The 24,554-nt window shown below is 64.3% G+C and carries 26 protein-coding genes; 12 read left to right on the top strand and 14 right to left on the bottom strand.

What is annotated here, in order from left to right:
* Window positions 1–454 precede the first annotated feature (454 nt).
* From GDR53_RS04750 to GDR53_RS04725, 6 genes are all read right to left on the bottom strand, one after another.
* The gene (locus GDR53_RS04750; protein ID WP_332872409.1) at window positions 455–1,420 is read right to left on the bottom strand and encodes a sensor histidine kinase; all 966 of its coding nucleotides are present in this window, start codon (window positions 1,418–1,420) and stop codon (window positions 455–457) included.
* Window positions 1,421–1,458: 38 nt separating this feature from the next.
* Entirely contained in the window at window positions 1,459–2,154 is a 696-nt protein-coding gene (locus GDR53_RS04745; protein WP_193336944.1) for a response regulator transcription factor, read from the bottom strand.
* Window positions 2,155–2,159: 5 nt separating this feature from the next.
* Window positions 2,160–3,677: a DUF4153 domain-containing protein gene (locus GDR53_RS04740; protein ID WP_232846731.1), complete on the bottom strand. Its 1,518-nt coding sequence runs from the start codon at window positions 3,675–3,677 to the stop codon at window positions 2,160–2,162.
* A 453-nt stretch (window positions 3,678–4,130) separates the two neighbouring features.
* Entirely contained in the window at window positions 4,131–4,838 is a 708-nt protein-coding gene (locus GDR53_RS04735; protein ID WP_193336943.1) for a VIT1/CCC1 transporter family protein, read from the bottom strand.
* The gene (locus GDR53_RS04730) at window positions 4,835–6,259 is read right to left on the bottom strand and encodes a sensor histidine kinase (RefSeq protein ID WP_193336942.1); all 1,425 of its coding nucleotides are present in this window, start codon (window positions 6,257–6,259) and stop codon (window positions 4,835–4,837) included. The genes GDR53_RS04735 and GDR53_RS04730 overlap by 4 nt, the downstream gene beginning before the upstream one ends.
* Window positions 6,256–6,912: a response regulator transcription factor gene (locus GDR53_RS04725; RefSeq protein WP_193336941.1), complete on the bottom strand. Its 657-nt coding sequence runs from the start codon at window positions 6,910–6,912 to the stop codon at window positions 6,256–6,258. Before GDR53_RS04725 ends, GDR53_RS04730 begins: the two co-directional genes overlap by 4 nt.
* A 134-nt stretch (window positions 6,913–7,046) precedes the next feature.
* Here GDR53_RS04725 and GDR53_RS04720 point away from each other — a divergent pair, with 134 nt between their 5' ends.
* The 6 genes from GDR53_RS04720 to murB all read left to right on the top strand — a co-directional run bounded on the left by GDR53_RS04720 (window position 7,047) and on the right by murB (window position 12,428).
* Entirely contained in the window at window positions 7,047–7,514 is a 468-nt protein-coding gene (locus GDR53_RS04720) for a DUF2271 domain-containing protein (protein ID WP_193336940.1), read from the top strand.
* Window positions 7,515–7,525: 11 nt separating this feature from the next.
* The gene (locus GDR53_RS04715; RefSeq protein WP_193336939.1) at window positions 7,526–9,718 is read left to right on the top strand and encodes a PepSY domain-containing protein; all 2,193 of its coding nucleotides are present in this window, start codon (window positions 7,526–7,528) and stop codon (window positions 9,716–9,718) included.
* 28 nt (window positions 9,719–9,746) lie between these two features.
* Complete coding sequence (locus tag GDR53_RS04710; RefSeq protein ID WP_193336938.1) at window positions 9,747–10,700, top strand: FAD:protein FMN transferase; 954 nt, start codon at window positions 9,747–9,749, stop codon at window positions 10,698–10,700.
* A gap of 1 nt (window position 10,701) precedes the next feature.
* The gene (locus GDR53_RS04705) at window positions 10,702–11,010 is read left to right on the top strand and encodes a hypothetical protein (RefSeq protein WP_193336937.1); all 309 of its coding nucleotides are present in this window, start codon (window positions 10,702–10,704) and stop codon (window positions 11,008–11,010) included.
* A gap of 405 nt (window positions 11,011–11,415) precedes the next feature.
* Window positions 11,416–11,739, top strand: coding sequence for a UDP-N-acetylmuramate dehydrogenase (locus tag GDR53_RS04700; RefSeq protein WP_193336936.1), 324 nt, complete (start codon window positions 11,416–11,418; stop codon window positions 11,737–11,739).
* Entirely contained in the window at window positions 11,721–12,428 is a 708-nt protein-coding gene (gene murB / locus GDR53_RS04695; protein ID WP_193337971.1) for a UDP-N-acetylmuramate dehydrogenase, read from the top strand. Before GDR53_RS04700 ends, murB begins: the two co-directional genes overlap by 19 nt.
* 32 nt (window positions 12,429–12,460) lie before the next feature.
* On the opposite strand, the gene GDR53_RS04690 is transcribed toward murB, so the two are convergent.
* Window positions 12,461–13,147: an NnrU family protein gene (locus GDR53_RS04690; protein WP_193336935.1), complete on the bottom strand. Its 687-nt coding sequence runs from the start codon at window positions 13,145–13,147 to the stop codon at window positions 12,461–12,463.
* A gap of 144 nt (window positions 13,148–13,291) precedes the next feature.
* Between GDR53_RS04690 and GDR53_RS04685 the strand changes: the two genes are divergently transcribed.
* Window positions 13,292–13,747, top strand: a complete 456-nt coding sequence (locus GDR53_RS04685) for a hypothetical protein (RefSeq protein ID WP_193336934.1) — start codon at window positions 13,292–13,294, stop codon at window positions 13,745–13,747.
* A 223-nt stretch (window positions 13,748–13,970) separates the two neighbouring features.
* Complete coding sequence (locus GDR53_RS04680; protein ID WP_193336933.1) at window positions 13,971–14,465, top strand: DUF2249 domain-containing protein; 495 nt, start codon at window positions 13,971–13,973, stop codon at window positions 14,463–14,465.
* Between the two features lie 10 nt (window positions 14,466–14,475).
* Here the strand turns inward: GDR53_RS04680 and GDR53_RS04675 are convergent, their stop codons facing one another.
* The 4 genes from GDR53_RS04675 to nirK all read right to left on the bottom strand — a co-directional run bounded on the left by GDR53_RS04675 (window position 14,476) and on the right by nirK (window position 18,649).
* Window positions 14,476–15,693 (bottom strand): NnrS family protein, encoded by a 1,218-nt coding sequence (locus GDR53_RS04675; protein ID WP_193336932.1) that lies wholly within the window; start codon window positions 15,691–15,693, stop codon window positions 14,476–14,478.
* Between the two features lie 87 nt (window positions 15,694–15,780).
* On the bottom strand, window positions 15,781–16,479 hold the full coding sequence (locus GDR53_RS04670) for a Crp/Fnr family transcriptional regulator (protein ID WP_193336931.1): 699 nt from the start codon (window positions 16,477–16,479) through the stop codon (window positions 15,781–15,783).
* 78 nt (window positions 16,480–16,557) lie between these two features.
* Window positions 16,558–17,451 (bottom strand): SUMF1/EgtB/PvdO family nonheme iron enzyme, encoded by an 894-nt coding sequence (locus GDR53_RS04665; RefSeq protein ID WP_193336930.1) that lies wholly within the window; start codon window positions 17,449–17,451, stop codon window positions 16,558–16,560.
* A 67-nt stretch (window positions 17,452–17,518) separates the two neighbouring features.
* A complete protein-coding gene (nirK, locus tag GDR53_RS04660) occupies window positions 17,519–18,649 on the bottom strand; it encodes a copper-containing nitrite reductase (protein WP_193336929.1) in 1,131 nt (376 codons plus the stop codon).
* Between the two features lie 218 nt (window positions 18,650–18,867).
* Here nirK and GDR53_RS04655 point away from each other — a divergent pair, with 218 nt between their 5' ends.
* Window positions 18,868–19,314: a pseudoazurin gene (locus GDR53_RS04655; RefSeq protein ID WP_193336928.1), complete on the top strand. Its 447-nt coding sequence runs from the start codon at window positions 18,868–18,870 to the stop codon at window positions 19,312–19,314.
* Between the two features lie 41 nt (window positions 19,315–19,355).
* Here GDR53_RS04655 and GDR53_RS04650 read toward each other — a convergent pair whose 3' ends face one another.
* Entirely contained in the window at window positions 19,356–19,673 is a 318-nt protein-coding gene (locus GDR53_RS04650) for a hypothetical protein (protein WP_193336927.1), read from the bottom strand.
* Window positions 19,674–19,754: 81 nt separating this feature from the next.
* On the opposite strand from GDR53_RS04650, the gene GDR53_RS04645 reads away from it, so the two are divergent.
* Window positions 19,755–20,507, top strand: coding sequence for an SDR family NAD(P)-dependent oxidoreductase (locus tag GDR53_RS04645; RefSeq protein ID WP_193336926.1), 753 nt, complete (start codon window positions 19,755–19,757; stop codon window positions 20,505–20,507).
* Between the two features lie 71 nt (window positions 20,508–20,578).
* Here the strand turns inward: GDR53_RS04645 and GDR53_RS04640 are convergent, their stop codons facing one another.
* Window positions 20,579–21,562, bottom strand: a complete 984-nt coding sequence (locus GDR53_RS04640) for a saccharopine dehydrogenase family protein (RefSeq protein ID WP_193336925.1) — start codon at window positions 21,560–21,562, stop codon at window positions 20,579–20,581.
* A 154-nt stretch (window positions 21,563–21,716) separates the two neighbouring features.
* Between GDR53_RS04640 and GDR53_RS04635 the strand changes: the two genes are divergently transcribed.
* Window positions 21,717–22,604 (top strand): AraC family transcriptional regulator, encoded by an 888-nt coding sequence (locus GDR53_RS04635; RefSeq protein WP_193336924.1) that lies wholly within the window; start codon window positions 21,717–21,719, stop codon window positions 22,602–22,604.
* A 14-nt stretch (window positions 22,605–22,618) separates the two neighbouring features.
* Here the strand turns inward: GDR53_RS04635 and GDR53_RS04630 are convergent, their stop codons facing one another.
* On the bottom strand, window positions 22,619–23,527 hold the full coding sequence (locus GDR53_RS04630; RefSeq protein WP_193336923.1) for an AraC family transcriptional regulator: 909 nt from the start codon (window positions 23,525–23,527) through the stop codon (window positions 22,619–22,621).
* 161 nt (window positions 23,528–23,688) lie between these two features.
* Between GDR53_RS04630 and GDR53_RS04625 the strand changes: the two genes are divergently transcribed.
* Window positions 23,689–24,438 (top strand): SDR family NAD(P)-dependent oxidoreductase, encoded by a 750-nt coding sequence (locus tag GDR53_RS04625; RefSeq protein WP_193336922.1) that lies wholly within the window; start codon window positions 23,689–23,691, stop codon window positions 24,436–24,438.
* Window positions 24,439–24,554 lie beyond the last annotated feature (116 nt).

The following is a 24,554-nucleotide window of genomic DNA, read 5'->3' as shown; positions in this document are numbered from 1 at the left end:
GGCGCATGGGCGACCGGTTCAGTTCAAGATTACTGCCGACGCAAAACGCAGTCTGCTCGCATGGCTGGAACGGCGAGGCGGCACTCTCGACGACTTGGCTTTCCCAGCCGCGCCAATCCTGCCGCGCATCTGGGCTCCCGCCATTATGCACGGCTGTTCGATAAATGGGTGGCGGTCGTTGGACTGCCGCCAGAAGAATACGGCAACCACTCACTTCGTCGCACGAAGGCTTCCCTTGTCCACAAAGCAACCGGCAATCTTCGATTGCGATCCAACTTCTGCCTGGCCATAGCAACATCGAAAGCACGATCACGTAACTGGGCGTTGACGTCGACGATGCCCTCTCGTTGTCGCAGGGGGACAGAAATCCGATTGATGCGTCTTCGCCGGCGGTCACGGAGGCGTCGTCGGCGAAGCGCCCCATTTCAGACGGTCAGGCAGCTTCGGTGAGTTCCTAAAAGCCGCCGTTCGGAGTGGCAGGCACGATTTGGAACTCGGCTCCCATAGTGGATGGATTCAGTGCTATATCGGCGTTGTGCGCCCGCAGCAGGGCGCGCACGATGTCGAGCCCCATACCGGTGCCGCCGCTATCGCGCCGCGTCGTGAAAAAAGGCTGAAAGATACGATCGCGATTGCCTTCGGAAATGCCCTCGCCATTGTCGCTGACCGTAACGGTGGCGCTTTCGCCGCTTCTGGTCGCGGCAAAAGTGATCCGCGTCGCGCCATGCTGTGCCGAATTATCGGCCAGATGGGCAAGGACAATGCCGAGTGTCTCCGTCGGCAGTCGTATGATGATGTCGCCGCCGAGCACGATGAGGTTGAGATTAGCGGATTGCGCGCGCAACTCCGGCAAGACGGTCGCGAGCGTGGTCGTGCCAGTGCCAATTGGCATTTCGGCCTGAGCCAGTTCGCGCAGCCGAGCCACAAGGCGCGTCAGGCGATCGGTCTCGGTGATGATTGTGTCGAGGAATTTCTGGCGCTCAGCCGGCGTCATGCTGTCGCCTTCGTCGCGTATCAGCTCGGACGAGCCACGGATCGCCGTCAGCGGTGACTTGAGCTCGTGCGATACATGGGCTGCGAAGGAGCGCATGTATTCGGTTCGGTGCATCAGGCGCGATGCAAGGTCCAGAAAGGCCTGCGAAAGGGAGGCCAACTCGGCAGTGCCATAGGCATCAGGCGGGCGAATGGCATTGCGCCCGCCTTGGGCAATCTGATGCGTGCGGGTCACCAGAGCCTCGATTGGCCTCGTGACTGCCCGGGTGAGGACATAGGCAGTCACGAGCGTGGCGATGAGTGAGGCGATGAGGACGCCGATCTCAAGTGTAGAAAGGCCACGTCCGCCTAATAGCCGCACGAGAACGATAAGGCCCGATGGCAGGCCGAGCACGGCCAGCAGGACGCCATAAACAACCAGCGCCATGGACGGGCGCCATTTGACAGGCACCTGTGGTGCCGGCATCACGCGATCGCCTCGATTGCGCCAAGCCGGAAACCGACGCCATGAAGAGTGGCGATGACATTGGAGCAGCCAGCGGCGAGGAATTTGGCACGGATATTGCGGACATGGCTGTCGATCGTGCGGTCTGACACATGTATGCCCCCGCCATAGGCCGAGACAATCAGCTGTTCACGCGAAAAGACCATATCGGGCCGTGCCAGCAAAGTGGACAGCACCGCAAACTCCAGCGCCGTCAGCGAGACAGGTGACGCGTCCCATGTCACGCTGTGGGCATGGCGGTCGAGCCGCAGCGGCCCCCTGGCCAGCAGGTCTGACGGCGCAGGCACAAAGGTGCCCGCTCGCTTCAGGATGGCCTTGACGCGCGCCACCAGTTCGCGCGGGCTGAAGGGCTTGCTGACGTAATCGTCGCCACCGATTTCGAGACCGATAATGCGATCAACTTCCTCGTCGCGGGCGGAAAGAAACAGGATCGGCACTTCCGATGTCTTGCGGATGGTGCGGCAGACATCGAGCCCATCGCGTTCTGGCATGCCGATGTCGAGCACGATGAGATCTGGCGCATGGCGGCGCCAAGCGATCAGGGCCTCGGCGCCATCGCGCGCCGAGGTCACGACCATGCCGGCCCGTTCGAGGGCAAAGGTGATGACGTCGCGGATATGGGGTTCGTCGTCAACGACGAGAATGCGGCTGCTCATGATACTCACCTAACAACTACCATGCCGTTTTGTCGCTTTGGCAGCGCTGAAGCAACAGCATGCATGACGAGGTAGTCCTTGAGACGCTGTGCCCGCCAGGACCAGCCACGCCAATCGCCGGGGCGGTCCAGCAACTCCCCGACCAGTTCAGACCGGATTGCCACGGCATCGGCCCATGACGGGCTGCCCTGATTCAGCCGCGGGATCAGCCGGTCGAGCGCTGGAACAGCGCTGGGCCCGAGCAGGCGGAGATAGTCGAGATCGATCGACAGATCCTGGCCGATCAGCTCCCGGCTATGCTCGACATTGAAACGGGCGATATAGAAGCCCAGATCCAACATAGCTGAGGCATAGAGCACGATCGTCAGCGCAACAAGATTGGAGGCGACCAGCCAAGCATTGGAGCGACGCAACCAGATGCGCAACAGGATCAGCACCAGTCCGATGGCGACAAGTCCCATCCAGATACCCGCTGCCAGCCGCAATTCGGTCAGTGAATAGACTTCGACATAGAGTTCGAGCCGCAGCATGGCTGAGAGACAGAGCAGCACATTCTGGGCGATGAACAGATAGACCAGCGCCCTGATGATCCTCTTGTCGCGCACAGGGCTGCGCTCGCGCATGGCAGCCAGCACGAAAGCGGCGGCCAATAAAGCCGTAACGATGAGGGGATAGGCGCCGCGATGGGCATATTCGGCATGACTCATACCGTCGGGCAAAGCCACGCCGCCCCAGAGATAGGCAAGATCCAGAAAGGTCTGAATCGCAAACAAGGCATTGAATACGACCAGAGAGCGAAAAATGGCCGCGCTGCCGAGCCAGGCGGAGTCCTTTAGCGCCGCGTCCTGTACTGCCACTTTGCGACGGCGTTGGCGCAGCAACCTGGGGCGTAGCAAAGCCCATATGCCTGTGGCCACAATTAGCCAGAACAGAAAGCGGATGGGGTCGAAAAGGTCGAGCACGGCTTGCATCCGTACCGTCGACAGCACCGCCTCGATCAGCGGATTGGCGGCTGCGAAGAGATAGGCAAAAACCGCACCCAGTCCAAGCGGCACGATCCAGGCGACCAGCCAGAGCAAGGCTTTCCGCGCAGCCTGTTGCTGCATCGGCGGGCGCATTCCAACCGCGTCGCGCACCAGTCGGGTTGGCGCCGGCAGTAATAATCGCAGCAAACTGCGGGGAATATGCTCAAGGCGAGCTGGCATCAGTCGCACAGCCATAAGTGCAGAAAGACCGAGACCGAGAGCTGCCAGCAGGAGGCTGAGCAGCGTGGCAGACTCGATGAGCGGCAAGGATAGGGTGAGTGCCGTGATGAAACCGGTGGTGCCCTGAAGATAACGACGGCGGCGCCATGCGACGGACGTTATGGCCAAGGCAATCGCGATGGCTGTCAGGAAGAGATTGATGCCGGAAGCCGCGTCAAACACCAGGAGGTCAGTCAGGATCACCAGCAGGATGGTCGCTGTGGTGGCCCAGAGCATAATGCCGGACTTCTTCTGGACTTGTATTGTCGTGCTTTGCACTGGGCTTGCCTCCATCGATGACGAGAAAGGCGCAGCCTGATCGCCGTCGCTCCGGCTTGCATGGGATCGGGAGGTCGGCCACCAACCACCAGCCATTGTTGACAATGCTGCTGGGAAGCTGCGAGGCGGATTTCAACGATGGACGATCAGATCTGCGCATGCCGCCGAAACTGACCGCCCCGCTTGCAGAATTTGTGCAGATGCTCGGGAGATATCGAGGTCGCTAGACCTCGAGACCGCCACGACCACGCGACACAGCTTTGAGCTCATGGGCCGACAGCGGCCGATCAGAACCGCGCCCCAAATCGGTCGCTCAGCTTGCTTCGTGGGACGTCCAATAGCGGACGGTGGCGAATGCTTTTTGCCTAGAGAAGCGGACTTGGAAGAAATCCAGTGACGAAATTGCTGCGCATGCGCATCGGCTTGGGTTGCCTCTTTCGCGCCAAGCCCCAGCTAGACGCTGACGCCGAACAGACGGCCGATCAGTGCGGTAACCGCCATGGCGGCCGCCCCCCAGAACAGAACGCGTGCGGTGGGGCGCAACAGTGGGGCACCACCGGCCTGGGCACCCAGCGCGCCCAGGCCCGCTAGGCAGATCAGGGTGGTGACGACCACAACAGGAATGGTCGTGCCCGTCGGCGCCAGTACGGCCGCGATTACTGGCAGCGCCGCAGCGATGGTAAAGGTCAGCCCCGAGGCCAATGCCGCCTGCAGCGGGTTGGCGCTGTGGACTTCCGACAGGCCCAGTTCGTCCCGGACATGGGCGCCCAGGGCGTCGCTTTCGGTCATTTCCCGGGCGACCAGCGCCGCGGTGGCCGGCGACAGGCCGCGCGACGCATAGATCGAGGCGAGTTCAGCCTCTTCCTCGGCCGGCGTGTCGATCAGCGCCTGTTTTTCGCGGGAAATGTCGGCGCTCTCGATATCGGATTGCGAACTGACCGAGACATATTCGCCCGCCGCCATGGACATCGCCCCGGCGGCCAGCCCGGCCACGCCGGCGATCAACACTGCACCGGGGCTGGGATCGGCCGCTGCGACGCCGACGATCAGCGAGGACACCGAGACGATGCCATCATTGGCCCCCAGCACGGCGGCCCGCAACCAGCCGGCGCGGTTGATGAAATGGACTTCTTCATGGGCAGACTTGTAGGACAGGGTCATGCTTTTACCTTGGGAGCGGCGCCTGGTTGGAAGGCGCCATGGTTGATCTGTTGACTATCGCCTTTGGGCAGCACCATTACGGCCTCAAAGCCATCCACGGTGCCGGAGGGCGGGGAATGCAGGGCGAGGCTGCCGCCGGCCTGTTCAAGAATGGTGCGGGCAATTGAAAGGCCAAGGCCGCTGCCATCGGCCGCCGTGTCGCCACGGGCGAAAGGCTGACCCAGGCGTGCCAGATCGGCCGCTCCGACCAGGCTACCCTGATTGATGACCCGCACCGCGCCGGGGTCGGCAACAATGACTTGGACTGGCTGGCCCGCCGCGCCATGCTTGAGGGCGTTTTCGACCAGATTGCGCAAGGCGATGGCAAAGGCATCGGGATCGATGGCCGCAACCAGGCTGCCGGCGGCGGCGTCGACATGCACGCGGTCGTGCCAGAGCGTGCTGGCGTTGAAATCATGCACCACCATGTTGAGCACCGGCAACAGGTCCGCCTCCCGGTCGGACCGGGCAAAGCCCGCCTCGACGCGGGCGAGCTGCAGCAGTTTTTCCGACAGCTTGGCGAGCTTTTTCAGCGCGGCCTCGATATCGGCCAGCCGCGCCGCGCCCGGGCCGTTGCCGAGTTCGGCAGCCAGTTGCTGGGTCTGCGCCAGCGCGCCGGCAATCGGCGTGCGCAATTCATGGGCGCTGCGCGCTGCAAAGGAGCGCTCGGCATCGAGAGCCGACTTGAGCCGCGACATCAGGGCACCGACGGCCTCGGCGATCGGCGCCAGCTCGGCGGGATGACCATCCGACAGCAGGGGCTCCAGATTCTTGCTGTCGCGCTTGGCAATATCGCGGCGCAGAGCCTCCAGCGGCCGGAGCGCCAGGCGCATGGCCAGCCAGACACCACCGGCCATCAGCGGCAGCAAAGCGAGCAGCGGGAAGCCGAGAGCCGAGATGGCGTCCATCAGCCCGTTCAGGCGCCGGTCGCTGGTTTCCACGATGAGGATGGAAAAGCCGGTGCGATCGGTCAGGCCAAAAATCCGCTGCCCATCCATGTCGGCGAAGCCGTCAGGCAAGTCTGACGGCAGGGCCACGTCGGCCGCGTGCTGATCGCGCAGAACGATATCGCCCAGGCTGTCGAACACGACGTAGGTGAAGCTTGAATCGTGCGGCACCGGCCGGGCGGGCCCGTCGTCGTCATCGCCCCCCTCAGCATCGGCGCCGACGATCAGCCGCCCGCCATCGCCCCGCTCGCGCAGGTCGTGCACAGCCAGCGGCAGCAGGCGCTGGGCGCTCTGCTCCAGACTGTCGTCATAGGCTTCGTTGAGCTCATGCTGCATGACGCTGACCGAAATGGCCGCGGCGCCGATCCACAGCAGGGCCATGCCGGTGGTCAGGCCAAGCGCCAGGCGCAGGGCAATGGAGGGGCGCCGCTTCATGCCTTCACCTGGTAACCGAGGCCACGAATGGTCTGGACGAATTCCCGCCCGAGCTTCTTGCGCAGCCGGCTGACATAGACTTCGACCGCATTACTCTCCACCTCGGCGCCGAAGGCATAGAGCGAATCCTCGATCTCGGACTTGGTAACGATGCCGCCGCGGCGCGCCAGCAGGCGTTCGAGCACGGCCCATTCGCGGGCGGTGAGGCTGGCATGGGCGCCATCAACGCTGGCAATGCGCCGGCCTAGATCCACGGTCACGCCTGCCGTGGTGATTTCGGGGGTCGGATTGCCGCCATAGCGACGGGCCACGGCGGCGATACGGGCGCCCATTTCGGCGAGGTCGAACGGCTTGACGAGATAGTCGTCGGCGCCGGAATTGAGGCCCTCGATGCGGATGGCGACCTGGTCCTGCGCCGTGGTGATGATGACGGGAACGGCATTGCCGGCGGCACGCAACTGCTTGAGCAGATCGAGTCCGCGGCCGTCGGGCAGGTTGAGATCGAGCAGCACCAGCTCATAGGGCACGCTGGCCAAAGCCAGGCGGGCATCGTCGAGGCGTTGCATCCAGTCAACCGCGTGGCCGGCGGCGAGCACATGGTCGCGGATGGCGGCGCCCAGCACATGGTCGTCTTCGATCAACAGCACACGCATGTCTGGGCTCCCCGAGGACCGACTACCGCGCCAAGCTTACACCAGGCTGAACAAGAAACCTTTGCTGCTTCAGTCTGCTGTCAGCTTGCCATGGTCAAAGCTGCGCAACGACATCGCGATCAGGAGCCTCGACCATGAAGAAACTCGCCGCCTTATTGATGCTGGCTACAGCGCTCAGCGCCCCCAGCGTGGCCATGGCCCGGGATGTCAGCATCCAGACGAGCCTCGTGCAATATGCCGGTCACGCGGCCTATCTGGCGGTCTATCTCACCAATCCGGACGGCAGCTATAATTCCACACTCTGGGTTTCTGGTCAGAAGAGCAAATATTACGGCGACCTGCGCGGCTGGGCCCGGGCGGTATCGAGCGGCGGATCGCTCAATCTCGATGGTATTACCGGCGCCAGCGTCGGCAGCGGCGAGACGCTGACCGTGCATGCCAATCTGGCCGATACCCTGCTCGATGCCGGCTATCAGATCCGCGTCGACAGCGCCGTCGAGAATGGCGGCCAATATGCCGACGACGCCGTGATCGACCTCACGTCCACGCCCGTCACGGTGAGCGGCACGGGCTATGTCAACACTATCTCCCTCGGTCTCTAGCGAGCAGGTCCATGCGCAGCTTTCACTCCCTGGCCGGCCTGTTTGGCGGCCTGCTGATCATCTTCATGGCGACAACCGGCTTCGTGCTGTCGCTGCAGCCGCTCGCTGATGCCGCGACGACGATGGCGGCGGACAGCAGCGTTACCGTGGCGGCGCTGGCTGACCGCGTGGCCGCGGATCTGCCGGGTGTGGAGCGGCTGGTGCGATCGGCGTCGGGGCAGCTTGTTGCCTATACGGCCGAGAACGGGGTGCGCGGCGCTGTGCTTGTTGATCCCCAGACCGGCGCGGCAGCCGGCGCCTATGCGCCCTCGGCCCTTTTCAGCTTCATCACCGACCTGCATCGCTCCTTCATGCTGGGCAATGTCGGGCACGGCGCGGCCGGGGTCGCGGCGCTGGTCATCCTGGCGCTGGCCATCAGCGGCATGCTGCTGCTGGTCGGCAAGATGGGCGGCTGGCGCAAGCTGCTGACCCCATCGCGCGGCACCGGCTCGCAGCGGCTGCATACCGATCTGGCCCGTATCGGCGTTGCCGTGCTGCTGCTGACGTCGCTGACCGGGGTCTATATGTCGGCGGTCAATTTCGCGCTGGTGCCGGAAAACGCCGGCGCGATGTTCGCATTTTCGCCGGCCAGCGCCGGCGACAGCGTGGCGCCCATTGCCTCGCTTGAGGCGCTTGCCGCCATTCCCCTGACCGATCTGCGCGAACTGACCTTCCCGGCAATGGGCGATGCCACGGACGTCTTCACCGTCACCACAAAGGCCGGCCAGGGCTTTGTGGACCAGGGCACAGGCGCCATGCTGTCCTTCACCCCCAATGATGCCTGGCAGCGGGCCTATGAATTCATCTACCTGCTGCATACCGGGCAAGGCGCGCCCATGATTGCGCTGCTGGTGGGGCTGGGCGCGCTCAGTGTCCCGCTGCTGGCGGTGACCGGCACCATCATCTGGTGGACGCGTCGCCGCAACACGCCGCGCATTGCCGGCAATGTCTCCTGGCGCGACGCCGATACCGTCATCCTGGTGGGCAGCGAAGGCGGCAGCAGCTGGGGCTTTGCCGCCACGCTGCGGGACGCCCTGCGGCTAGAGGGCCAGCGCGTGCATGTCGCTGCCATGAACGAGCTGAGGCGCAGCTATCCCCATGCATCCCGGCTGCTGGTGCTGGCCGCCAGCTATGGTGACGGCACGGCGCCGGCCTCGGCCCGCCAGTTCCTCGCCAAGCTCGAGCGCTTCGCTTCGGCGCCCGGCTTTGCCGTGCTCGGCTTTGGCGACCAGAGCTTTGCCCAGTTCTGCGGCTTTGCGGCCCGGGTCGACGCGGCGCTAGCGGCCAAGGGCCTGCCTCGCATGCTGCCCCTGGGCAGTGTCGACCGGCAGTCGGCCGGGCACTTCGCGGCCTGGGGCAAGAGCCTCGGCGCGCAGCTGGGCCTGCCCCTGGTGCTGAACCACGTCGCGGCGCGTCCAGCCACCAGCAAACTCGTGCTGGTGGAGCGCGTGCTTTACGGCATGGAGGTGCAGGCGCCGGTCGCCGTGCTCAAATTTGCGGCGACGCCGTCGCATGGCGGCTGGTTCGGCCCCCGGCTGCCGCGTTTCGAGGCTGGTGACCTGGTCGGTATCGTCCCGCCCGGCGCCGACGCCCCGCGCTACTATTCGCTGGCTTCGGCCTCACGGGACGGCATGCTGGAAATCTGCGTGCGCAAGCAGTCGGGCGGGCTGTGCTCGGCATTCCTGCATTCGCTCGTGCCGGGCGAGACGATCGACAGCTTCATCCGCCCCAATCCGGACTTCCGGCCAAGGGCCGGGCGCCGGCCGCTGATCCTGATCGGCGCGGGCGCCGGGGTGGCGCCGCTGGCCGGCTTTGTCCGCCACAACCGCCATCGCCGTCCCGTGCATCTGTTCTTTGGCGGCCGCGATCCGGCATCGGATTTTCTCTATCGCGACGACCTGCAGACCGCGCTGGACGAGGGTCGCCTGACCTCGCTCAACACCCGCTTCTCCCGCGTCATGGGCGGCGGCTATGTGCAGGATCTGGTGATGGACGAGGCCGATTCCGTGCGCCGCCTGGTCAGCCAGGGCGCGCAGATCATGGTCTGCGGCGGGCGTGACATGGCCAATGGCGTGCGCGCGGCGATCGAGACCTGCCTGGCGCCGCTGGGCCTCAGCGTGGATGGCCTCAAGCAGAAGGGACTGTACCTTGAAGATGCCTATTGAACGCAGCGAACGGTCGCAGCCCGGCTTGATGACCTTGGCGCTTACGCGGCAGGTGGTCAGCGGCGCCACCATGGGGACGCGCTACTCGGCCGTATTCTACGCGTGCGGGGTCGATGACCGATCCGGACTGAGCCGCGATCTGCAGGCGGCAGTCGATGCGGTCGATGCCCAGATGTCGACCTGGAAACCGGATTCGGCGCTGATGCAGCTCAACCGCGCCCCGACCGGAATCTGGTGCAAGGTGCCCAGGGAGCTCTTTACGGTGCTGGCGGCAGCGCTGGAGATCGGCCTTCAGTCCGATGGCGCCTTCGATATCGGCGTGGGCGACCTGGTGGCCGCCTGGGGCTTTGGCAGCCAGGCCGCCGGCAGCGACCAGACGCCTCTGGCCGCTGCGGATATAGCTGCACGGTTCCCGGCCCATCTCTGCCTCGAACTCGACCACGCTCAACAGCGGGTCCGCAAGTTCGCCGCGGTGACGCTCGACCTTTCCGGCATTGCCAAGGGCTTTGGCGTCGACGAACTGGCCCGCGCGTTGCGAGCGCACGGCATTGCTCACTTTCTCGTCTCGATCGATGGCGAATTGCGTGCTGCGGGTGGCAAGCCTGACGGCTCGCCCTGGCGCGTGGCCGTCGAAAAACCTGAAACCGGGCATCGCGCGGTGGAAGGCGTGCTCGAGCTGAGCGAGGGCGCCGTGGCCACGTCCGGCAACTACCGGCACTTCGTCGAGCGCGACGGCATCCGCTACGGCCATACCATGGACCCGCGCCGTTGCGCGCCGCTGGCGGATGGCCCGGCGGCTGTCACCGTCATGGCCGAGACCTGCATGGCAGCGGACGCTTGGGCAACCGCCCTGCTGGTGCTTGGCCCGAGAACCGGCGCCGAACTCGCCAGCCGGCACGGCATGGAGGCCCTGTTCATCGACCGGGTCCCCATTGCGGCTTCAGACCCGATCACACCATCCAACACCACCAAGGAGAACTGAAATGAACACATCAAGCATCCGAATTGCCGTCGCCCTGTGCAGCCTGTGCACAGCCCTGCCTGCCATGGCAGGCGATATCCGGGCGCAGCTCACGCCTGATCTCATCTACAGCCACTGCCAGACGGCCGGTATCGGCAGCCAGACCGAGGGCACGTTCATGCTACCGGGCGGTCGCGTGACGGGCACGGTGCTGTGCACCGAGGCCGATCTTGCCGCCGCCAACATGATGGCGCCGACACAATATGGCGAGGACGAAGACGATGACGATGACAACCATGGTCACCGCGGCGGCGACGATGATCGCGACTGATCAAGCCAGTGGTATCGGCGGCAAGGCGGCTCACAAATGTTTGTTGCAGCGCTGAAAGAAACAGTCTGCATCCAATGCTCAAGCACCGAAAGCGGACATCCCGCTTTCGGCCCCCTTTCTGCCATTCATCAGGGCGCGGGCAACGGCAATAATGGGGGCCGGTGGCAGACCGGACGCTTTTCTCGTCCGAGCATTAATGGGAGACATTAAACACGGGGAGCAACTGACAACGACCCTATATCGTCGGAGTCTTGACCGCCGACGGGATGCAATATCGGACCAGATCCATGCTGCCGACGTTGTATTTCGTAAGACTGCGCTACGCATTTTGGCGGAAGCCCGCTAACATCTACTGCGCCGCATTTTCCGCTTCGAGCCGGACCGTCCGGCCGATGGGATCGCTCAATGTTGGACGCCATGCACCAGTACCTGTCGCGGGATTTTGACCTGACGCGACACAATACCTTTGGGCTGAACGCTCGATCGGCCTATGCGCTCACTGTACGCGATGAGGCCGAACTCCCGTCACTGTTCACCATTGCGGAGCGGGCAGGGCTGTCTGTCCGGCTGCTGGGCGGTGGCAGCAATGTCATTCTGAGCGAGAACTATGCGGGCATCACGGCTATGATGGCGACTCGCGGTTTGGCGCAAAGCGAGGATGATACTGGCGCCACCCTTATCGAGGGCACGCCGGTGAAAGCTGGCACCGTCTGGTCGCCCATACGGTAGGGCAGGGTCTCTGGGGCCTGGAAAATCTGGCCGGCATTCCCGGCACTGTCGGCGCCGCCGTGGTCCAGAATATCGGCGCTTACGGGGTCGAGCTCAGCGATCAGTTCGTGTCGCTGCGTGCTTTCGACCGGTCGACCCGCGCTTTTGTCGAACTGGCGGCTCCCGCCTGCCGTTTTGCCTATCGGCAGAGCCTCTTCAAGCAAGAGAAAGGGCGCTATGTCGTGACCCGGGTCCGGCTCAAGGTCAGCAGGGCCGGCGCGCCGAACCTTTCCTATGGCAACCTGTCTGCTATAGGCGATCCCGATGATCCGGGACAGATCATGGCGGAAGTCCTTCGGCTGCGGGCCAGAAAGCTCCCCGACTGGCGTCGGTGCGGCAATGCCGGGTCCTTCTTCCACAATCCCGTGGTGTCAGACCCGGAGGGGCGTGCCTTTATGCTTGCCAACCCGGGCGCCCCTGCCTTCAGCCAGGCCGACGGCTGGAAACTGTCCGCAGGCTGGCTGATCGAACAGGCCGGATTGAAGGGCTATCGACGGGGCCGTGCAGGCGTGTCGGAGCAACATGCCCTGGTATTGGTCAACCATGGCGGCGCAACCTGCAGCGACATTCTTGATCTGGCAGATCATGTCGCCACTACGGTACGCCACCGCTTCGGCATCAGCCTGCAACGAGAGCCGGAATTGCTCTAGACTATCCAACTGGATGGCTGCTGAGCGGCACATCACATGAGCGCCATGGTCAGAGGATCTGCGCCGAACAAGGCCGCATGGCCGCCCATGAGCATCCATGTCGTGAGCAAGGCGCTGATCAGGACAGATACAACCAATGGGAAATCAAGACGAAGCCGGGTGCGCCCCGTCAGGACCGCTGCGAACGGCAGCACAGAGGTGCTGTCGGCAATTGCCGTCCATTGGTCCCCCAGCCGACGGCGGGCGCGTCGGTCGGTGCTGACCATGCCCAGTACAGCAAAGGCGGACAGCGGGCCAAACAGCAGCAGGCTGCGCAGGTCGCCATTGGGGACCAGATGGCTGCCGGCCCACAGGACAAAGCCCCAGAGTACGGGATGGCGGGTGATTGTGGTGATCGCCCCGGGGGGCAGCTCCGGCTTGCGCAGGCTGATCGACGCGAGATTGGGACTGAGCAGGCCGGCCAGGAGAAAGAAGAACCCGATCGGCGTCAGGACGATTGTGGCCCAGGCCTGCCAGTCGGCCGGCTGCCAAAGGGCAATGAAATCCAGGCGCAGCGCCGCTTGGAACAGCCAGGCCAGGGCCAGGATGGAGACCAGCGAATAGACGATCAGATAGGTCCGGCGGCCGATTGCGGCGACCAGGCGCGCCCGCAGGCCGGGAATGGCCGGAATGGTGTGCAGCGCCAGGAAGGTCAGCAGCGCGGCAATGAACTGGTTCACCGAATCATTCTCCTGTTGCCTCGGGTGGTAGGCCCGGTCATGCCGAGACTTAGCAGCACGATCTGCGACGGGTTTGTCCGGGATCAACTTCAATCCCGTCTGATCGCCTAATGTGTCGCTGATCCCGCTGGAAAGACGCGCTACATGCCTCACACGCTGCTGGCACCGGCCCTGTATATCGACGAGGCCGACATTGACGAGCTTGTGACGGCGCTAAGCGAGCGCATTCGCCGTGACCACTCTCTGCGACCCGCAATGGATGGCCTCATTGGCAACCGCTGGGGGCAGGCAGAGCTCGCGGCCGGGGCCTTCCTGCGCGCCACCCTGTTCTTCGACCATCGTCCGGCAGTCGACGGCGACTGGCTCGCCCGCGCATTGCGCCTGCTGGACACCGAAGCCATCGAGCGGCTGGGCGCGATCCTGCTCGATTGCGCGTTCGTCGCGCTGCCGCTGCACAGCGCCGGGCTGATTGGCGCCATCGGCGATGAACTGGTGGACCTGCTCAAAGCGGTGGTGGCGCAGGACGGCGTCACCCGCCAGCGACTGCTTCTCGCGGCACGCGCACGCCTGGCGGCAGGGGCGCTGATGAGCCGGCTTTAGTCGGGTCGCGGCGCGTCGAGATGGTCATATTGCCCATCTCGCAGCAGCACTGCTTGTTTGTCCGGCAACAAAGTGGGGAGTGCTTGCAGGCCCTAGGCTCGACCAGACCTGTCAATCTGCCTTTCAGCGGCAGCCGGGGCGTTTCGGCAGTGCGTCGCCATCGGGCTCCGTGACATTCTGGCGCCCACCTGCCGCTCTCCCGACGATGTGCGAGGATACTGCCATGATCGATCTCGAACTCGATGTTCGCCCGCTCCTGCGCGATGGCGGCGAACCCTTCGGCGCCATCATGGCGGCGGTGGGGCGACTGGCCAACGGCCAGCGCCTCAGGCTTTACACCACCTTCCGGCCCGAGCCGCTGTTTGCGGTTCTCGCCCGCCAGGGCCTTGCCGGTGTTGCCAGTCCACTGGCGAATGGCGATTGGGAAGTGCTGTTCACGCCGATCGATGCGAGCGAGTCGCATCCAGAGGTGCCCGAAACCTGGCCCGACCCGATCTTTTATCTTGATGGCACCACTACCGACTCGACCGGGTCAATGGAGCGCATCCTGGCGCGGCTCGGCAGCATGAGCGAGGGCCAGGTGCTGTTTGCGCTGCTCGAACGTGAGCCGATGGCGCTGCTTGCCGCGCTCAAGGCGCTGGATCATGCCTGGATTGGCGATGTCGATGAAACTGGCGTGGCCTACCGGATGCTGATCCGGGCAGGAGGTCGGGCCTGAGCCGGGCCGGTCACTCGCCCCGTTCGCGCCGTCGTTGCAGTAGGACCGGGCCATACTCGATGACATAGAGCGCAAAGGCGGTGATCCAGCACAGGCCGGTGGCCGAGAGCAGTTCGGTAGCACTGTCGGGCCAGATGCTGGCAAGCGGCCGCAGCAGCGCCGCCGCGATCAAGGCGGCATAGCTCGCGGTGGTCATGACCGAGGCGGTCAGGGGCAGGCCAGTATGGCCGCGTGTTGCCCGGCTCATGATGGCCAGGGTCATCAGGCCGATGGCGCCCACGGTGAAAAAATGCAGTGCCGCCACGGGTTCGGCCCAGCCCAGCTGCGCCAGCGCTACGGCCAGGAACCCGGCCGGCACGAAGGCGTAGCCAAGGTGTAGCACCAGCACCAGTTTCTCGTCCCAGCACTGCCAGCCGCGCCAGCGCCAGAGCCGCGCCAGATGCAGACCCGCTGCCAGCAGGAAGGCCACGGCCGACCAGAGCGTCTCTGGCAGCATGGCCCAGAGCGTCAAGGCAACAAGCCCGGTCAGCAGGGTGACAGTGTCGAAGCGATCATAGGGCGAAGGCAGTTGGGTGGCATGGCGCCTGGCCAGCCAGTTGCGGGTGAAGCTGGGCACGACTCGTCCCCCCATGACGGTGATCAGCATGATGAAGGCGGCAACGCCCAGCCGATTGGCCATGCCCGTATCGCCGCCTGAGGCCATCAGCAGATGAAAGCTCAGATTGGCCAGGGCAAGGGCCAAAATCCCCGCCAGGATCTTGAGGTCCTTCCATTTCCGCCCGGCAATGATCTCGCGGGCGCAGATGGCCAGCAGCAGCGGCAGAAAGGCCGCGTCCACGGCGATGGATAGCGGCGGGCCGAGCATATCGGGGGCCAGCAGCGCCAATCGTCCCGCGCACCAGACCGCAAACAGCACGATCAAGGGCGTACCCGATACCGGCAGGCGCCCCGTCCAGTTCGGTACGGCGGTCAGCAGGAAGCCGGCCAGCGCGGCCGAACTGTAGCCAAACAGCATTTCATGGGCATGCCAATAGGCCCCGCCATAGCTTCCCCCGATATCCCATCCCGCTGCAAGGGCGCCGATCCACAGCACCATTGCTGCCATGGCCCAGATGCCCGCGGCGAGGAAGAAAGGCCGGAAGCCATAGGAGAAGAGCACTGGCCCGCTGCGGGCAATGCCGCGGGGAACGGGCTGGCGCTTGGTGGTGTCAGCGGGGATCTGGGTCATGGCTGCTCCGGTCGAGCGGCGTGCTCTGCGGGCGGTCTAGCTGCCGATGGCGTCAGGGTCTTTGTGCTGGCGCAACGAGCCGGGCGTCTAGCTGGCTCCGCCCTCGGCCAGCAGCCGCAGGCCCGCCGCATCGCGCACCAGCAGTTTCTGCCGCCCGCCCTCGACCAAGCCCTTTCCTTCCCAGGCGCTCAGAATGCGCGAGACGGTGTGCAGTGTCGTGCCGGTCATTTCGGCAATGTCCTGGCGCGAGATCTGGAAGTCGATGCGGATGCCGTCGCCCTCGGCTTTGCCGGCCTGTTCGATCAGCCGCAGCACGGCATGAGCGACGCGGCGCTCCACATCCTCGGTGGCCATTTCGCGCATGCGGGTGTGAGCCTCCTGCAGGCGCTGACCGATGGTCTGCATGGCGTTGACCGCCAGATGCGGGTTCTGCTCGATGAACTGGCCCCACACTTCGGTCGGCCAGCAGAGCACCAGGCTTTCGGCGGACGCAGTGGGCGTGCCGGGGTAATCATCGCGCTGCAGAGCCTTGGCAATGCCGAAGATATCGCCGGGATGCACCATGCGGACGATGATCTGCTGCCCATCGGCGGTGACCTGGGTCACCTTGAGCCGCCCATGCAGGAGCAGGAAGAACCGGTCGGCCATCTGCCCCTGCTCGAACACGGCTTCGTTCATGGCGACGCGGCGGAGCGTGGCGCGGGCCAGCAGGCGATCGAGGTCGGCGTCGCTCAGCTTTGCAAAGAGTGGCAAAGCGCGGACGAGGCTGCGGTCAATTCCGGCCAAACTGCTGTCCTATCGTGTTGTCGGGCGTGACTTACACGATAAAGCGACCGGCTGATACTCGGCAATCGGCTGGCATACTCAGAGATGGAGCATAGTCCTCAGCGTTTCGTGCCAGGCGGGCTGCCGCACCAGGCGGAAGCCCAGATTGGCAGGCGGAATGCCGACCGAGCAGCCCCCGCTCTTGGCGTCGCGGATGAAAAAACTCATCGGCGTGCGATGCTGTCCGTCGAGGATCTTGATCGTGCAGGCCGGGGTCTCGCTCAGGATGGCACCGGCGGCATCGACATGCACCCGGCGGTGGCAGGTCTGCGTCCACTCCCAGACATTGCCACCCATATCGGCCACGCCGTTTTCGTTGCTGCCAAAACTGCCAAGGGGCAGGGGTGTACGACCGGCCTCGCTGTTGCGGGCGGCCTCCTTTTCGTAGCTTGCGAGCCAGCGGGCGGCCGGATTGGCATTGTCCGCTGCGAGTCCCAAGGCATCATCGGCAAACCCCGCGCCGGCGGCAAAGGCCCATTGCTCGTCGGTGGGCAGTTCCCAGTTTTCGCCGGTTCGGCCGGACAGCCAGGCAGCATAGTCGGTGGCGTCGTCATAGTTGACGCCGGTCACGGGAATATTGCCCTTGCCGATATGGCGCGGCTCGGCCGGTGCGCAGGCACCATCGGCGACGCAGGCGGCATAGTCGGCGGCGCGCACCTGATACTTCATGATGGTCAGGGGCGCATCAAGCCGTGTCTGCAGCATCGGCGCATCCACAGGGATGCCATCGCGCAGGAAATGGCCCGCGGCACGGTAGGTGAAATCTGCAGGCGCCAGCGTGACCTGCTCGGGCCCTGCCAGGCGGGAATTGCCGAAGGCGAACTGCGGCACATCAAGCTGCGATCCGACCAGCATGACGCCAACAATCAGCAGGCTAGCCGGCAGTGCCACCGAATTGAGGAGCGCATTGAACGGGCGGGCGAGGGCGATCATTGGGCTGATCCTGAGGAGGGGATACGCGGCGCCCGTGGCGCCGCGAAGAGGGATGCGAAGTGATTGATCAGATCGGGCTGGGGGCCAGCACGCTGGTCATCAAGTCGTCGTTCCAGTCGCCGCTTACCTTGAAGTGGCCGGCAGCGCCCAGTTCAAAGGCCTCGATCAGATTGTGGTTCACATAGGCGTAGACGCCCGGCTGCAAGAAGGTGTAGAGCGCCGCGCCGGCCGCCCCGCCGGGGATGAACCAGGTTTCAAGGTCGACTTCGGGCGCGTTGTGGAACTTGCCGCTCTGCCAGACAAAGTCGCCATGCCCGCCGATCAGGTGGGGGCGCGTATCGCGGTTGGCTTGGGAGTGGATCACCAGCACCCGTTCGCCGACCGCGGCGGTCATCGCATTCTCGCCGGTAAGGGCACCGACCTTGCCATTGAACACCACATGGCTGGGAACCAGCTTGCGCATGACCTCGAGCGTATCGGCATAGCCGTCGCCGACGCTTTCATAGGTGAGGTAATTTCCGTCAGCGTCCTTGGGGACATAAAAGTCCTGCTCGCCGACATAGTAGACCCGGTCATAGGCCAGGGCATTGCCCTTGCCGTCGGTCAGGCCATCGCGCGGCAGCACCATGATGGCGCCGTTCATGCCCGACGTGACGTGCCAGGGCACCATGCCCTCGGGGGCGCAATGATAGACGAAGACGCCGGCCCGGGTGGCCTTGAAGCGCAGCACGGCCTTTTCGCCCGGATTGACGATGGTCAGGCCCGCGCCGCCCAAGGCGCCCGTTGCCGAATGGAAGTCAATATTGTGCTGCATGAGATTGGTATCGGGATTGATCAGCGTCAGTTCGACATAGTCATCCTGGTGCACGACCATGAGCGGGCCGGGGACCGAGCCATTGAACGTCATGGCCCACACAGTGGTGCCGTCATTGTCCACTTCGTGAACCTTCTCCTCGATGGTCAGGGTGAACTCAACGATCCGCGGACCACCGGTAGCGATCTGATCATGCGCATGGACAAAAGGCGGCGCCACGAGCTCGACCTTCACCCGCTCCAGCGTGCTCAAATCGATGGCGGCAGCGCTGGCAGCGGCTTCCTGCGCGGCCGCGGGCAACATGGACGCGAACTGTGCTGCGGCGCCAACTGCAGTTGCACCGGCAAGCAAGGCGCGGCGGGAAATTCTCGGGAAATCGGCCATCTGTCTGTCCTATCTTTGGGCTCGACTGTCGTGGGCCCATAACGTCTCTATTACTGGCGATCTGGTCCTTCCTGTTTGATCGAGCGCAAATAAACGATTGATACTTCTGAATAAAAATTCAGCGGGTATTTGTTCTGCATCAAAGATAGGTAGCAGTTACGCGCATAGAGAACGGTCAATGGGTTCACGGATGGACCTTGAATTGAAGGAATTCACTGATGCGCAACACTCTCAAGACTGTGATCGCGGTTTTTGCCCTTGCGGGGCTTGCGGTCGCACCCACCTTTGCCGCTGATTTCGAGGTGCACATGCTCAACAAGGGTGTGGCGGGCAGCATGGTGTTCGAGCCCGCCTTCGTTCAGGTGCAGCCGGGCGACACGGTGACCTTCATCCCCACCGACAAGGGCCACAATGTCGAAACCATCAAGGACATGCTGCCTGAAGGCGTCGAGCCCTTCAAAAGCAAGGTCAACGAAACCTACACGGTCACTTTCGACGTGGCCGGCGTCTACGGCGTCAAGTGCACGCCCCATTTTGCCATGGGCATGGTCGGCCTGATCTTCGTTGGCGATGATCTTGCCAATCTCGACGCCGTCAAGGCCGTCAAGGTGCCCAAGAAGGTCGGCGAGCGCTTTGAAGCAGTCTACACCCAACTCGCTCTCTGACCGTCGTGACTGAAGAGGATTCCACGGCGCAGTGCGTGCATCTACGGACGCACGCACTGCTGAGTGATGACCTCGCCACGCTCGTCGCAGACGAGCCGAGGGCTGTCCGTGATGACGTGGCGGTGGTCGTCTTCGGCGTATGGCGAGAAGTCCGGCGCTAGCAACCCGACAGGTTCCGCTTTGCCGACTGGCAGCAAGCGCCCCAATACGGACCTTCGAAATGAGCTTGCAGCATCCTTAAAGCTGCCGTTGGGCGCGAAAGCCAACAGGGTCAGGTGCACGGCCGCGGTGACATTGCGGATCCGCTCCTGTTGGTCAAGCGTGAGAAGAATGGGCAAGAGGTCGATAGAAACCGGCACGCATTTCCGTCTTGGCCACTCTACCTGTCACATGTCGATGGGCACTGATGCTCGCGACCATCCAAGCGCGAGTGTGATCCTATGAAACTAAGTGGAAAAGTAGCCGTCGTAACCGGCGCATCGAGCGGCATTGGCGCCGGCATTGCCCGGGCGCTGGCTGCCGAAGGCGCCAGTTTCGTGGTGAACTATGCCACCAGCAAGCCACGGGCCGACGCCGTGGTCGCCGACATCGCTGCAGCGGGCGGTGTGGCCATTGCCGTGCAGGCAGACATGAGCCAGTCGGCCGATGTAGTGCACCTGTTCGAGCAGGTCAAAGCCCAGTATGGCCGGCTGGACGTGCTGGTGAACAATGCCGGCGTGTCGCAATACGAGATGGTGGCGGACCTGACCGAGGCCGCCTTTCATCACCAGTTCAACGTCAATGTCCTGGGCGTCTTTCTCGGCATTCGCGAAGCGCTCAAGCTGTTCGGCGAGAGCGGCGGCAGCATCATCAACCTGAGCTCGATCCTGAGCACTGATCCCAGCCCCTCCTCAAGCGTCTATTCGGCCACCAAGGGCGCGATCGACACGATGACCTTCGCGCTGGCGCGCGAACTTGGGCCGCGCAATATCCGGGTCAATTCGATCCTGCCGGGCCTGACCAATACGCCGCTCACCGATGGCAATTTTGCCGGCGCGTTCGGCGAGAAGCTGCTGGCCGGCTCCCCGCTGGGCCGTTTCGGCGAGCCCGAGGATATCGCGCCGGTGGCCGTATTCCTGGCATCCGACGACGCCCATTGGGTCACCGGCGAGGCGATCCGTGCCAGCGGCGGCGTGCGCGGCGCCGGCTACTGAACGGCAACCACTTCTGTCGAAGGACTGCGCCCGGAGCAATACCCGGGCGCAGTCCAATGCTGTCAGCCAGATCAGAGATCGACGATCGTCGTATCGCCAATGCTGAGGGCAAAGTCGCTGCCGAAGACCTCTACCGGGGTCTGGAACCCCGGACGGACCGCGCCGCCCAGCGCCCGTCGCCCGGCTTCGGCGGCCGCCATGGCGGCAAAGCTGTAGCCGTTCACGGTGTCGAGCCGCGACCGCACGATTTGTCCATCGGCAGCGGTGACCTCGATCGCCGCCTGATAGCGGTTGGCCAGGCGTTCATCCTCGGTCGGCCCATCGGGGAGCGCGGCCAGGTCGCCCTGTGGGAAACCGCCCCCCGTCACATGCACGAAGGTCTCGATATTGGCGACGCCCGTTGACCGTCCAATGGTGATGAGATCGGGCAAGGTCACGGCAAAGCTGTCGACCGGGCCGTGGCTGAAGTCGAATTGCTGGATCGCACCGGTTGAAAGGCCGACCAGCTGGCCATTCTCGACGACCAAGGTGCCGGTGGTGACATTCTCGGTGGCGCTGATCGCCGAGCCGCGCGACATGCCGCCCCTGACATGCAGGACGGTGCGAATGCGGCTGGCCCCGGTCACCCGCGCCACAGCATGGGCAGCGAGGCTCCCCAGCATGGCGACACTGCCGCCACCGCCCGGCATCAGCATGACACCGGCGGCCTTGGCCTGCTCGTCCAAGGTTTCGGCCAGCAGGTAGCTGTCGAGTTCGGCGGCGACGTCGATATAATGGACGTGACTGCGGATGGCTGACTGCATCAGGGCCGATGCGGTGCGCATAAATGGCCCCGCGGCGTTGATGATCACGTCGACATCGACCAGGGCCGCGTCAATAGCCGTCGGGTCATCGAGGCCGAACACGCGATAGGCGAGACCGAGTTCGGTGGCGAGCTGGGCCAGCGGCGCCTGGCTGCGCCCGGCCAGAATAAGCGGCGTTCCGGCCGCCTTGGCCGCCGCGGCGATCAGGCGACCGGTATAGCCGGTCGCCCCGTAGAGCATCAGTTTTGTCATGGCAGGTGGTTTCCTTAGAAGGACCATCGAGATGGTCGTGCTGGGGGCTGAACCTAGGCCCCCGCCACGTCGCGCACTCACCCGTTTCTCCGCATTGCTTGCCTGATCCTGCTCCGCGCTTGCGGTGCCGCGCCGGCTCTGACACAGTCCGGCCATGGAACAGCAACTACAAGAATTGCGAAAACTGGCCGCCCGGGCGGAGAACCGCATCACCGAAACCGGCATTCCGCGCGTCGCCATGGTGCAGGGCGAGGTGCCCGAGCATCAGCTGTCCGCCGTCTACGAGCCGATGATCAACCTGATCCTGACCGGCAGCAAAACCATGACCGTGGGTGAGAAGACCTTCGACTATGATCCGGCGACCTATTTCGTCATGTCTGTCGACCTGCCGGCCGCCGGCGCCATCCACCCGTCGAGCGATGGGCAACCCTATCTGGCGGTCAAGCTCGCGCTCGAGCCGACTATCATTGCCAACCTTCTGGCTGAACTCCCCAAGCCCCTGGGCGGGCAATTGTTCGATTCAGGGTTTTCGGTGGCACCGGTGACGCCGGAACTGCTCGACGCCTGGCTGCGGATGATGCGGCTGCTGGACCGCCCCGACGAAATCGCCGCGCTCGCGCCGGCCTATGAGCGGGAAATCCTGTTCCGCGTGCTGCAGGGGCCGCAGGGCTGGATGCTGCGCGATATTGCGACGCCGGACACGGCCCTGTCCCGGATCAGCGTCGCCATCGCCTGGATCCGGCGCAACTTCGCCACGCCGATCCGGATGGAAGAGCTGGCCGATATGGTCGCCTTGAGCGTTTCGGCCTTTCACCGCCACTTCAAGGCGGTGACGGCCCTCAGCCCGCTGCAATACCAGAAGCGCGTCCGCCTGCTGCATGCCCGTTCGCTGCTGCTCGGCGGCCAGGGCAATGCCACGTCCGTGGCTTTCCTCGTCGGTTATGAAAGCCCCAACCAGTTCAGCCGCGAATATGCGCGCCTCTTCGGCCTGCCGCCCTCAAAGGACCTGGCAAAAACCACGCAGGCTTTCCGGGCCGCCTGATCCCAGGGTCAATCTTATGCGGTGGCCTGCCCGGACAGGTCCACGGAACTGCCGCCCCTGGCGTTGGGCGTGCGGAAACGGGCCACGTCGCGCACCGGCGGCAGGCCATACATGCGGGCATATTCCCGGCTGAACTGCGATGCGCTCTCGTAACCGACCGAAAAGGCCACCGCGACCGCATCGCGCGGCTCGAACAGCAGGATGCGCCGGGCTTTGAGCAGACGCAGCTTTTTCTGATACTGGATCGGCGTCATCGCGGTGACCGCCCGGAAGTGGCGATAGAAGGCCGCGACACTCATGCCCGACATGGCGGCGAGCGGCTCGACGCGGAAGGGTTCGGTGTAATGCACCCGAATCCAGTCGATCGCTTTGCGCACCTGGGAGAGCCGGCTGTCGGCCCGGCCGATCTGGCGCAGCACGTCGCCCTGCGGCCCCTGCAGCACGCGAAACAGGATTTCGCGCTCGATCATCGGCGCCAGCATGGCGATTTCATCGGGCCGGTCGACCAGGCGCAGCATGCGCAGGCAGGCGTCGATCAGCTCGTCGCTGGCGGCCGAGACGGAAAATGACGACACGGCCGCGCTGGGGCCATTGTCATGCTCGAGCAGCATGGCGGCGACGATGGTGGGGTCCAGCGTCAGGCTAAGCGCCAGATAGAGGCTGTCGGGCCGGTCAAAGCACAGCTGGCCGATGGCCGGCACGTCCACCGGCACGACGAAATAGGTGGCCGGCTCGAACTGCAGGATCTGGTCACCCACCGAGAGGATCTTCTTGCCCTGCAGCACCAGGTGCAGCATCGGCTGATAAACCTGATCCGAGCAGGCCTCGCCCCGCACCATCTCGACCCGCGGAATACCCGTCTCAGTCCATTTATTGCCGGCGCGCATGACGATGCCGCGCAGTTCGTCGAGTGCCTGTTCCATGCCCTCGATATGACACCCCGGCCGGTCCAGCACAAGGCGATGAGAAGAATAGGCAAGCAATCGCGAGAAATGGGCACGCGCCCGGACCCGCCATGTCCACATCCGGGCGGCGATGCAGCAGGGCCCGCCGGGCACTGCCTGTCGCCAGCAAGGATTGTTTTATGAAATTGAGCGGAAAGATCGCCGTCGTCACCGGCGCATCGAGCGGCATTGGCGCCGGTATTGCCAAGGGTCTCGGCGCGGCCGGGGCGACGGTGGTCGTCAACTATGCCACGAGCCCATCGGGCGCCAAGGCCGTCGTGGACGCGATTACGGCGGCGGGCGGCACCGCGATCGCCGTGCAGGCCGACATGAGCCAGGCGGTGGACGTGATCCGGCTGTTCGACACGGTGAAGGCCGAGTTCGGCAAGGTCGACATTCTGGTCAACAATGCCGGCATTGCCGCCTTCGAAATGGTCGCCGACCTCACCGAAGAGGCCTTTCACCGGCAATTCAATGTCAATCTGCTCGGCTATTTCCTCGCCATCCGCGAGGCCATCAAGCTGATGGATGAAGGTGGCAGCATCATCAATATCAGCTCGATCCTGAGCACCGATCCCGAGGTCGGCACCAGTGTCTACTCGGCCACCAAGGGCGCCGTTGACACCGTGACCTTTGCACTGGCCCGCGAGCTGGGGCCACGCAAGATCCGGGTCAACTCCATCCTGCCCGGCGCGACGCTCACACCGGCCACCGCGCCGCAGTTTGTTGGCGCATTGCTGGAGAACACCATTGCCGGCACGCCACTCCGCCGCATGGGTCATCCAGAGGACATCGCGCCGCTGGCCGTCTTCCTGGCATCCGACGATGCCGGCTGGATCACCGGCGAGTCGATCCGCGCCAGCGGCGGCATCCGCGGCAACGGCTACTGATCGCCGGGCCTGCCGGCATCACGCCGGCGGGCCAAATGTAAGCAAAGCAGGAATAGGCAATTTCCAGCCAGTATCGGATGAGCGGTCTTCTGCTCACTTCCCTATTGCTGTCCCCA

This window comes from Devosia beringensis, assembly GCF_014926585.1.
Lineage (GTDB): Bacteria > Pseudomonadota > Alphaproteobacteria > Rhizobiales > Devosiaceae > Devosia > Devosia beringensis.
Note: the sequence above shows the minus strand (reverse complement) of the source record. Positions and strands in the feature narration are given on the sequence as shown.